General features: G+C 60.4%; 5 protein-coding genes and 3 pseudogenes. 5 read left to right on the top strand and 3 right to left on the bottom strand.

All coding sequences use genetic code 11. From position 1 onward, the window contains the following. Window positions 1-239, top strand: a pseudogene (locus tag DW49_RS1000000133480) (hypothetical protein); the annotation flags it as partial. Here the strand turns inward: DW49_RS1000000133480 and DW49_RS1000000131430 are convergent. Further along, window positions 232-1,194: pseudogene (locus DW49_RS1000000131430) on the bottom strand (IS4 family transposase). The pseudogenes DW49_RS1000000133480 and DW49_RS1000000131430 overlap by 8 nt on opposite strands. Window positions 1,195-1,220: 26 nt before the next feature. Here DW49_RS1000000131430 and DW49_RS1000000134470 point away from each other — a divergent pair. Next, window positions 1,221-1,672, top strand: a pseudogene (locus DW49_RS1000000134470) (hypothetical protein). Window positions 1,673-1,678: 6 nt separating this feature from the next. Here the strand turns inward: DW49_RS1000000134470 and DW49_RS0127515 are convergent. Together DW49_RS0127515 and DW49_RS0127520 are read right to left on the bottom strand one after the other, a co-directional pair. Next, on the bottom strand, window positions 1,679-2,719 hold the full coding sequence (locus DW49_RS0127515) for an AraC family transcriptional regulator (protein WP_005619677.1): 1,041 nt from the start codon (window positions 2,717-2,719) through the stop codon (window positions 1,679-1,681). 2 nt (window positions 2,720-2,721) lie between these two features. Continuing rightward, window positions 2,722-3,855: a nitrilase-related carbon-nitrogen hydrolase gene (locus DW49_RS0127520; RefSeq protein WP_005619675.1), complete on the bottom strand. Its 1,134-nt coding sequence runs from the start codon at window positions 3,853-3,855 to the stop codon at window positions 2,722-2,724. A gap of 205 nt (window positions 3,856-4,060) precedes the next feature. Between DW49_RS0127520 and DW49_RS0127525 the strand changes: the two genes are divergently transcribed. The 3 genes from DW49_RS0127525 to DW49_RS0127535 all read left to right on the top strand — a co-directional run bounded on the left by DW49_RS0127525 (window position 4,061) and on the right by DW49_RS0127535 (window position 8,555). Beyond that, window positions 4,061-6,100 (top strand): NADPH-dependent 2,4-dienoyl-CoA reductase, encoded by a 2,040-nt coding sequence (locus DW49_RS0127525; RefSeq protein ID WP_005619673.1) that lies wholly within the window; start codon window positions 4,061-4,063, stop codon window positions 6,098-6,100. Window positions 6,101-6,125: 25 nt separating this feature from the next. Further along, a complete protein-coding gene (locus DW49_RS0127530; protein WP_005619671.1) occupies window positions 6,126-7,070 on the top strand; it encodes a 1-aminocyclopropane-1-carboxylate deaminase/D-cysteine desulfhydrase in 945 nt (314 codons plus the stop codon). A 147-nt stretch (window positions 7,071-7,217) separates the two neighbouring features. Next, window positions 7,218-8,555, top strand: coding sequence for an MFS transporter (locus DW49_RS0127535; RefSeq protein ID WP_024420382.1), 1,338 nt, complete (start codon window positions 7,218-7,220; stop codon window positions 8,553-8,555). Window positions 8,556-8,718 lie beyond the last annotated feature (163 nt).

Consider the following 8,718-nt stretch of genomic DNA (forward strand, 5'->3'; position numbering starts at 1 on the left):
TAGACGCGCGAGGTGAGGATCTTGCGGGCGTAGTGATTGAGCAGATCGGTCATCGCGTCGTCCCTTCAGGCAACGCGCTGACACGCAGCGCCACAGCGTGTGGCACGCCGATAGTCGGGTTCAACGAGGTGAGAAGGGCGATAGAGCGAAGGGAAATGATCATGTCTGACTCCTGGTTCAGTAATGTTGCCCAGGAGACAGAAAAAACCCGCCTCCAGGGCGCAATGCTGTTCACTTAAGCGGTGCAGCCTTGCGGTTAACCGGATACCGGGTTTTTGACATCTTCACCGCCCTGGGCCTCGCCGGCCTAGGGCGTTTTGTTATGAAGAGCACGCCAATACTGCCCCGAAGTTCTTCCAGGCGCCTTGGGGTATGGGACGGGGATACGGCCCCGGCCATGACCACCAGATGGCTGGCAATGTGCTGACAGGCAAACTTGAAACTGACTTCGCTGGGCGCTCGTTTGTGAGCAACAGCAGCCTGACTGGCCTCCCGGCGAACCACGTTATAAGCCCGCAACAGCCCCCATAATTCCTGATACACCAGATCCACGGTCTTGCTGCGAAGCGTCAGCGCATTGTCTTGCATCGAGCTTTTGATATCTCTGAAACCCAACTCGATTTCCCACCGTTCGTGATAAAGCGTTGCGACCTGTTCTGCGCTAAATGTTGAGGCCGGAAGCGAGGTGAAGACCGTTTTCTCTTTTCCTTCGACTTCGTAGGTCACCGCCCACCTGCCAGTACTCAGGTAGAGCCGGATTCTTTTTGCGCGCCTGCGGCGAGACGTTCATCTGCACCAGATAATCGCCATCACCACAATGTTCAAGCTCCGTTCTGACCGTCCCCTTGCGCTCAGGGATCATCCAGTGCCTGTTTTTCTCAACGTCTTGAATACTCAACAGCAGATCAGCGCTGAAAAATCCTTTGTCCAGTAAGGTAACCGAGTGATTGGGTATGCTCTCGATAAGGTAGGTTCTCCCCTGAAAAGCGCCATCCCAACGACCGACCAAAGCACCATATCCGAAGGCAAACGCCGACGCCGGATCGTGGTTTTTTCGGCCAGGGCGGCTGCGGCACTTATCCATTCCTGAGGAATGTGATCGGTGAATACGTCGAGGTGTGAGAGCAGCTGCTCGGCAAACTCCAGAACAGCGCCTAAATCCTGAGCGACAGGCATAAAAAATCCGGAATCCATAATCAGATTCCGGATTTTCCTGCCGCCTGAGGACTAGTAAACAATCCTTAAGTGAACAGCATTGGCCTCCAGGGCGGGTTTTTTGCAAACGTCGGCTAACCCGCCATGACTGGAATGACGGTAATAATAATCTGGCCGAGGTTTTGCTTGATGAGGTTCATGGGCCTGAGGTTAGGTCGACACAGGCACGCAAGTCAATAGCCGTGTCTGTCAGGCAGACAGGCAGACAGGCAGACAGGTCGAGATCAGTGCTGAATTGGCCACGATCTTTTTCGTCTGTTTGATAGGGATCAACATTTTTATTTCACATTGGCACTTTAATGTTGATCTCGCGGTCAGTTATTTCAGCTTTAATTATCCAGCATACTCAACCCGCCAAGAGGGCACAGAAATGGACGAATACCAGGAAGAACTACTCGAATACCGTGAATCGGAACTGGACCCGGTAGAGCATGCCGACGACGCTACCGAGTTATGACAGGCTTCAGGCGCTTTGGCGCTGGCTGCGGCGGAACTCTCCCGGAGTCTGTCCGTTCCAGCGTTTAAAGGCGCGTTGAAAGGCCTCGGCAGAGGCAAACCCCAGCAGGTAGGCGATTTCCCCGAACGCCAGTTCTGTGTCGCGTATATACGTCATTGCCAGATCGCGTCGCGTGTCATTGAGTACCGCGCGAAAGCGTGTGCCTTCCTCGGCCAGCTTGCGGCGCAATGTCCAGGTCGGCAGCTTGAGTCGCGCCGCCACTTCCTCAAGGTCCGGTTCCCGTCCGCCGTTCAATAGCGGCCCGAGCAATTGAATGATGCGTTCACGCAAGCTGCGGGTGCGGGTCTGTTGCTCCAGCTCCCTTTCGCACAATTGCAGCAAATGCCGCCAGGTACTCGGACAATGGTCCGGGTTGCGCAAGGCCAGACTGGCCTGATCGAGGCGTAACTGATTGGTGGCCGCCGCAAACATCACCGGGCTGTCGCTGAGGCTTGCGTATTGCGCTGCATAGGCAGGTGCGTCGAATTCGATCTCGATGCGCTGTGCACGCAGCTCGGTGCCCGCCAGGGTCGCCAGTTGCGCGATCCAGCCGCTCAGAATCGAGTCGACGACAAAGCGGTTGTAAGCGTTGTACGGGCTGATAGAGTAAAAGCGCATCCACGCGCCTTCGGCATCTTCGTGAAAGCTCGACTGCCCGCGATAGTTGGAGCCATACAGCGGCTCGAAGCGTATCAACGTGCGTGCTGCTTCGCGCACGGTGGGGGCCTGAGCAGCCGTCACACCCGCCAGGCCCGCCTGGGCGAAACGGCTGAGCTGGCCCATGCGCAGGCCCAGTCCGGGCTGGCCGGTGAGCTGGATCGCAGCGTGCCCAAGGCGCATGTAGCGCGGGATCGACAGGCGCGCACCCGCCTGACTCAAGCGCGTCGGGTCAAGCGCGTATTGCTCCAGCAGCGGGCCAGGGTTTTTGTCAAAGCTGATAACTGCATCGGTCAGGCTCTGGATGAAACCCACCGACAGATCGCCGAGGCGCAGGGTCAATGTCGGCATGCTCAAAGCCAGAGGTTGATCAGGCGGGCGACCTCAGCCGTGCCATCGCCCTGCGGCGGTTCGGCGAGGGTCTGCCCGCCGTGGCTGGCAAAGCTTTGCCCGGCCACGCTGTGGTTCCAGAACTGGCCGCGCATAAAGACGCTGACCCCCGCCTGCGCGTTGCTTTGCGGTGCACGACTGGTCAGGGTCAGACGGTGCCAGGCGTCGCCTTCGCTCGGATGATCGGCTGCCATGTCGATGTCTGAATGCCGAGGCTTTTGCCAGGGGTCGGACCAACCGGTCTTGCCGATGACCAGCGCGGGTACGGCGATCAGCTCGGCTCCGCTGTGACTCAGGCGAGCGTAATTGTCCGGGTACCAACTGTCGCTGCCGATCAGCACCGCCAGGCGTCCGGCGGGCGTATCGATCACGTTCAGTGGCGCATCGCTCGCCGTGTGCACGTAACGTTTCTGAAAGCGGTCCGGGTACAATTGGCGCTGAGGCTGCCCGATTGGCTGGCCGTCGCTGCCGAAGGTCAGGCTGCTGTTGTACAGCGCGCCATTGCCGGCTTTCAGTTGGCCCCCTTCGACGCTGGGGTCTGGCAGCACGATGGAGCCGGCCACCAGCGTCACCCCGAACTCTTTCGCCAGACCGCCGAACAGTGCTTGATAGTCCCGCGCCATGGCACGGGCCTTGATGCGCAGGTGCGCGTCATCCATGCGGTCGCGGCCTTCGGCGCCGAGCATCGCCGCAACGAATTGCAACGGATTGCTCCAGGACAGCCACTCCATCGCTTCGTCTACGGTCGCGGCCTGATAGAGCTGATCCTTCTCGCCACTGGCGAACAGCCAGGTGCCGATGTGTTCCGGCAGCACCACCACCGTTTTGGGGTTGATCAGCCCGTAATCACGCGCCTGTTGCAGATAGGCCGCCAGCTTGCGGTGCAGTCGGTCAGGGTTTTGATAATCGGTGGGGAACAGCACCGGCTCGATGCCCAGCAGGTTTCCGCGCTCGTTGGGTTCGCCTTCATTGATAGCCAGACGAATGCGCAGGTCGGACAGGTAGTGACCCGCCGGGCGTTGTCCGGTCCAGATTGCGTAGCTGACGAGGCTGACGACGCTCAGCACGACCAGGCAGGTGGCGAAGAATTTGCGCATAAAGAGGCTGAAAGGCTGCCATCGGGAAATTGTCGACTAGGGTAGGACTACGTCGGGCGCTTGCCAAGTGCCGCTGCGCGTTTGGATCAATAACTTGTCACTTTGGGTCATTGAGTGTGACAAGGTGGCTGTTTACTGTGGCGCAATAAAGCAAAGGGCACACAGAGGTCCTTGTTTCCCGTGATTGACTCGATGGAGCTTTGCCATGACCGCTGCTCACTATCCGCACCTGCTGGCCCCGCTGGACCTGGGTTTCACGACCTTGCGCAACCGCACCCTGATGGGCTCGATGCACACCGGGCTTGAAGAGCGGCCGGGTGGCTTCGAGCGCATGGCGGCCTATTTTGCCGAGCGGGCACGTGGCGGCGTTGGTTTGATGGTGACCGGAGGCATTGCGCCCAACGAGGAGGGCGGTGTTTACGATAACGCAGCAAAACTCACCAATGCCCAGGAAGCAGAGCAGCATCGCATCATCACTCAGGCGGTTCACGAGGCCGGCGGCAAGATCTGTCTGCAGATACTGCATGCCGGTCGCTACGCCTACAGCCGCAAGCAGGTTGCGCCGAGCGCCATTCAGGCCCCGATCAACCCGTTCACGCCGCGCGAACTGGATGAAGAGGGCATCGAAAAGCAGATCGCCGATTTCGTCAACTGTTCGACCCTGGCCCGAAGTGCCGGGTATGACGGCGTCGAAATCATGGGGTCGGAAGGTTATTTCATCAATCAGTTCCTCGCCGCCCACACCAACCACCGCACCGATCGTTGGGGTGGCAGCTATGAAAACCGCATGCGTCTGGCTGTCGAGATCGTGACGCGGGTGCGTGAGGCGGTTGGTGCAGATTTCATCATCATCTTTCGCCTGTCGATGCTGGACCTCGTGGAGGGCGGCAGTTCCTGGCAAGAAATCGTCCAGTTGGCCAAGGCGGTCGAACAGGCGGGCGCGACGCTGATCAATACCGGCATCGGCTGGCATGAAGCGCGAATTCCGACCATCGCCACCAAGGTGCCACGCGCGGCATTCAGCAAGGTCACCGCCAAGCTGCGTGGCTCGGTAAACGTTCCGCTGATCACCACCAACCGCATCAACACTCCGGAGGTTGCCGAGCGCATTCTCAGCGAAGGCGACGCCGACATGGTCTCGATGGCGCGGCCGTTTCTGGCCGACCCTGAGTTCGTCAACAAGGCTGCTGCAGGCCATGCCGAACGGATCAACACCTGCATCGGCTGCAATCAGGCCTGTCTGGATCACACCTTCGGCGGCAAGCTGACCAGCTGTCTGGTCAACCCGCGTGCCTGCCACGAGACCGAGCTCAATTATTTGCCTGTTCTGCACATCAAGAAGATTGCCGTGGTGGGCGCAGGTCCCGCCGGTCTGGCTGCGGCAACGGTGGCCGCACAGCGCGGGCATGAGGTGACGCTGTTTGATTCGTCCAGTGAAATCGGCGGCCAGTTCAATATCGCCAAGCGCGTGCCGGGCAAGGAAGAGTTCTCCGAGACCCTGCGTTACTTCCGCAACAAGGTGCAGGAAACCGGTGTGCAGTTGCGCCTCGGCACCCGGGTGAATGCTCAGGATCTGCTGGGCGCAGGCTTTGACGAAGTGATTCTGGCCACTGGCATCGCGCCGCGCACCCCCGCGATCCCCGGTATCGACAACCCCAAGGTACTGAGCTACCTGGACGTGATCCTGCAACGCAAACCGGTCGGGCGCAGTGTGGCGGTGATCGGTGCGGGTGGTATCGGTTTTGATGTGTCGGAGTTTCTCGTGCATCAAGGCGTGGCCACCAGCCTTGACCGTGACGCGTTCTGGAAGGAGTGGGGCATCGACACAACGCTTGAGGCGCGTGGCGGTGTGGCCGGGATCAAACCTGATGTGCATGCCCCGGCGCGCCAGGTGTTTCTGTTGCAACGCAAGAACTCCAAGGTCGGCGATGGTCTGGGCAAGACCACCGGCTGGATTCACCGCACGGGGCTGAAAAACAAGCAGGTGCAGATGCTCAACAGCGTCCAGTACCTGAAAATCGATGACGCCGGGTTGCACATTCGCATTGGCGAAGACGGTGAAGAAAAGCTGCTGGCGGTGGACAATATCGTGATTTGTGCCGGGCAGGACCCGTTGCGCGAACTGTATGACGAGCTGGTCACGGCCGGGCAAAGCGTGCACCTGATCGGCGGGGCGGATATTGCTGCCGAACTGGATGCCAAGCGTGCCATCGATCAAGGTTCGCGACTGGCCGCTGCGCTCTGATTCAGCTTGCCTGTAAACTGCGCGGATGATTTCTGACGCGCTTGGCTGGCAACCCACTGCTGCGCTGCAACGCTTGAGCCTGCCCTGGCTGCAACACGCCGGGGTCGAGGTTGCGATGCTGCGCCTGGACCGGATCGATACGCTGATCAGCGGCAACAAATGGTTCAAGCTCAACGATCACCTCAAACAGGCCGTCACAGTCGGTGCCCAGGGTGTGATCAGCCTCGGCGGCGCACATTCCAACCACTTGCATGCCCTGGCCGCAGCGGGCAAACGCTTCGGCTTCCCGACGGTTGGCCTGCTGCGCGGTCATGCTCAGCAGACGCCAACGGTGCTGGACCTGCAAGCCTTTGGCATGCAACTGCACTGGCTGGGCTACGCCGGTTATCGAGCGCGGCATGCTGCGGATTTCTGGCAGCCCTGGCAGGCGCACTATCCCGAGTTGTATCCGATTGCAGAAGGTGGCGGCGGGCTTGCCGGTGCTTTGGGCTGCGCACGGTTGCGAGAAATGGTCGATAGCCAGCTCGGTCAGACAGGCTGGGATGACTACCACGGCTGGTGGCTAGCTGCCGGGACGGGCACCACCGTGGCAGGTTTGCTGCTGGCCGAGGCGGGTGCGCATCCGGTGTATGGCGCGATGGCGGTGCCGGATGATCATGGGGTCGCTGAAAACATTATGGCTGTGCTGGGCGAGGCCGCTGGGTTGCAGGAAAAAGCCTCGTCGGAACTGCCCGCTGCCTGTCTTCTGCTCGACGCCAGCCGTGGCGGTTTCGCCAGAACCGACCCTGCCTTGCTCGATTTCATTGCCAGCAGCGAAGTGCAGGGCGGCGTACTTCTTGAGCCGCTGTACACCGGCAAGGCGCTGCTGGCCCTGCATGATGAGGTGCTGGCCGGCCGTTTCGAGCCTGGCACCCGGCTGGTCTTCGTTCATACCGGCGGCCTGCAAGGGCGACGCGCGATGGGGCTGTAGACCTTGTGGCAGAGCCTCTGGCATGAATTCTGCGCGGTTCGATGACAAGACGTCGGCCCTGACTACGTGGAGGACACTTCTAGAGTGAAGCCTGCAGGTCGCTGTCTTGATAATCGATCCCTTCCAGATCAAGACGCCGAGGTCAGCATGACAACCACCGCCGCAGAGCACGTCGATCCTGCCACGCTGAAAAAAGTCATCGTCGCCGCAGCCATCGGCAATTTCGTCGAGTGGTTCGATTTCGCCGTGTATGGCTTTCTTGCGACCACCATCGCCCTGCAATTTTTCCCCAGCGGCGACAGCAGTGCTGCGCTGTTGAAAACCTTCGCCGTGTTTGCCGTCGCCTTCGCATTCCGGCCGTTGGGCGGGGTGTTCTTTGGCATGCTGGGTGACCGCATCGGCCGCAAGAAGACCCTGGCCATGACCATTCTGCTGATGGCCGGCGCCACCACGCTGATTGGTTTGCTGCCGACGTATGCAGCGATTGGCGTGATGGCGCCGATTCTGCTGACCATCATTCGCTGTGCGCAGGGTTTTTCGGCCGGCGGGGAATATGCCGGGGCCTGCGCCTACCTCATGGAGCATGCGCCGCGTACTCAGCGGGCCTGGTACGGCAGCTTCGTCCCGGTCTCGACGTTTTCGGCCTTCGCCGCCGCTGCTGTGGTGGCTTATGCGCTGGAATCGTCCCTGTCGACCGAGGCGATGGGCAGTTGGGGCTGGCGCCTGCCGTTTCTGATCGCCGCCCCGCTGGGACTGGTCGGCTTGTACCTGCGCTGGAAACTCGACGAGACCCCGGCGTTTCAGGCGGTGGCTGAAGGGCACGCCGTAGCTCACTCGCCACTCAAGGACACCTTGCGCCATCACGCAGCCGCCATGTGCTGCCTGGGGGCGTTCGTATCGCTGACGGCGTTGTCGTTCTACATGTTCACCACCTATTTTGCGACGTACCTGCAAGTGGCCGGAGGCCTGAGCAGGGCAACGGCACTGCTGGTGTCGTTGATCGCACTGGCATTCGCAGCCGCGCTCTGTCCGCTGGCCGGTGCCTATTCAGACCGGGTAGGACGGCGGGTCACAATGGCTACGGCCTGTATCCTGCTGATGGTTGTGGTGTTCCCGTCATTTTTGATGGCCAGCTCCGGCTCGTTCATCGCCTCGATCATCGGCGTCATGCTGCTGGCCGTGGGTGCCGTGCTGTGCGGCGTGGTCACGGCTGCTTTGCTGTCGGAAACCTTCCCGACCCGCACCCGCTACACCGCCTCGGCGATCACCTACAACATGGCCTACACCCTGTTCGGCGGCACCGCACCGCTGATGGCAACCTGGCTGATCAGCGTCACCGGCAGCAACCTGTCGCCAGCGTTCTACCTGATTGCCGTAGCCGTATTAGCGATGGCAGGCGGCCTGGCACTACCCGAAACCTCGAAGATCTCGCTGCATGACGTGCCGGTTGCGGGCAAAGGCGCAGTGGTGGGTTCGATGGCGTGAGGGTCTCGGGGTAATGCTTTGCGTCAAATATGTGCTGCAGCACAACGCCATGCCTTGCCCGTGCCCACTGCACATAAGCTAAAGCGCTTTTTCATCACGGTGGCACTGACGACGCAGAGTGCGACGTAAGTGGTCGGGCCGGAAACGGAGCCAAGGGTTTTGC

The organism is Pseudomonas avellanae BPIC 631 (assembly GCF_000444135.1).
GTDB classification, from domain to species: Bacteria; Pseudomonadota; Gammaproteobacteria; order Pseudomonadales; family Pseudomonadaceae; genus Aquipseudomonas; species Aquipseudomonas avellanae.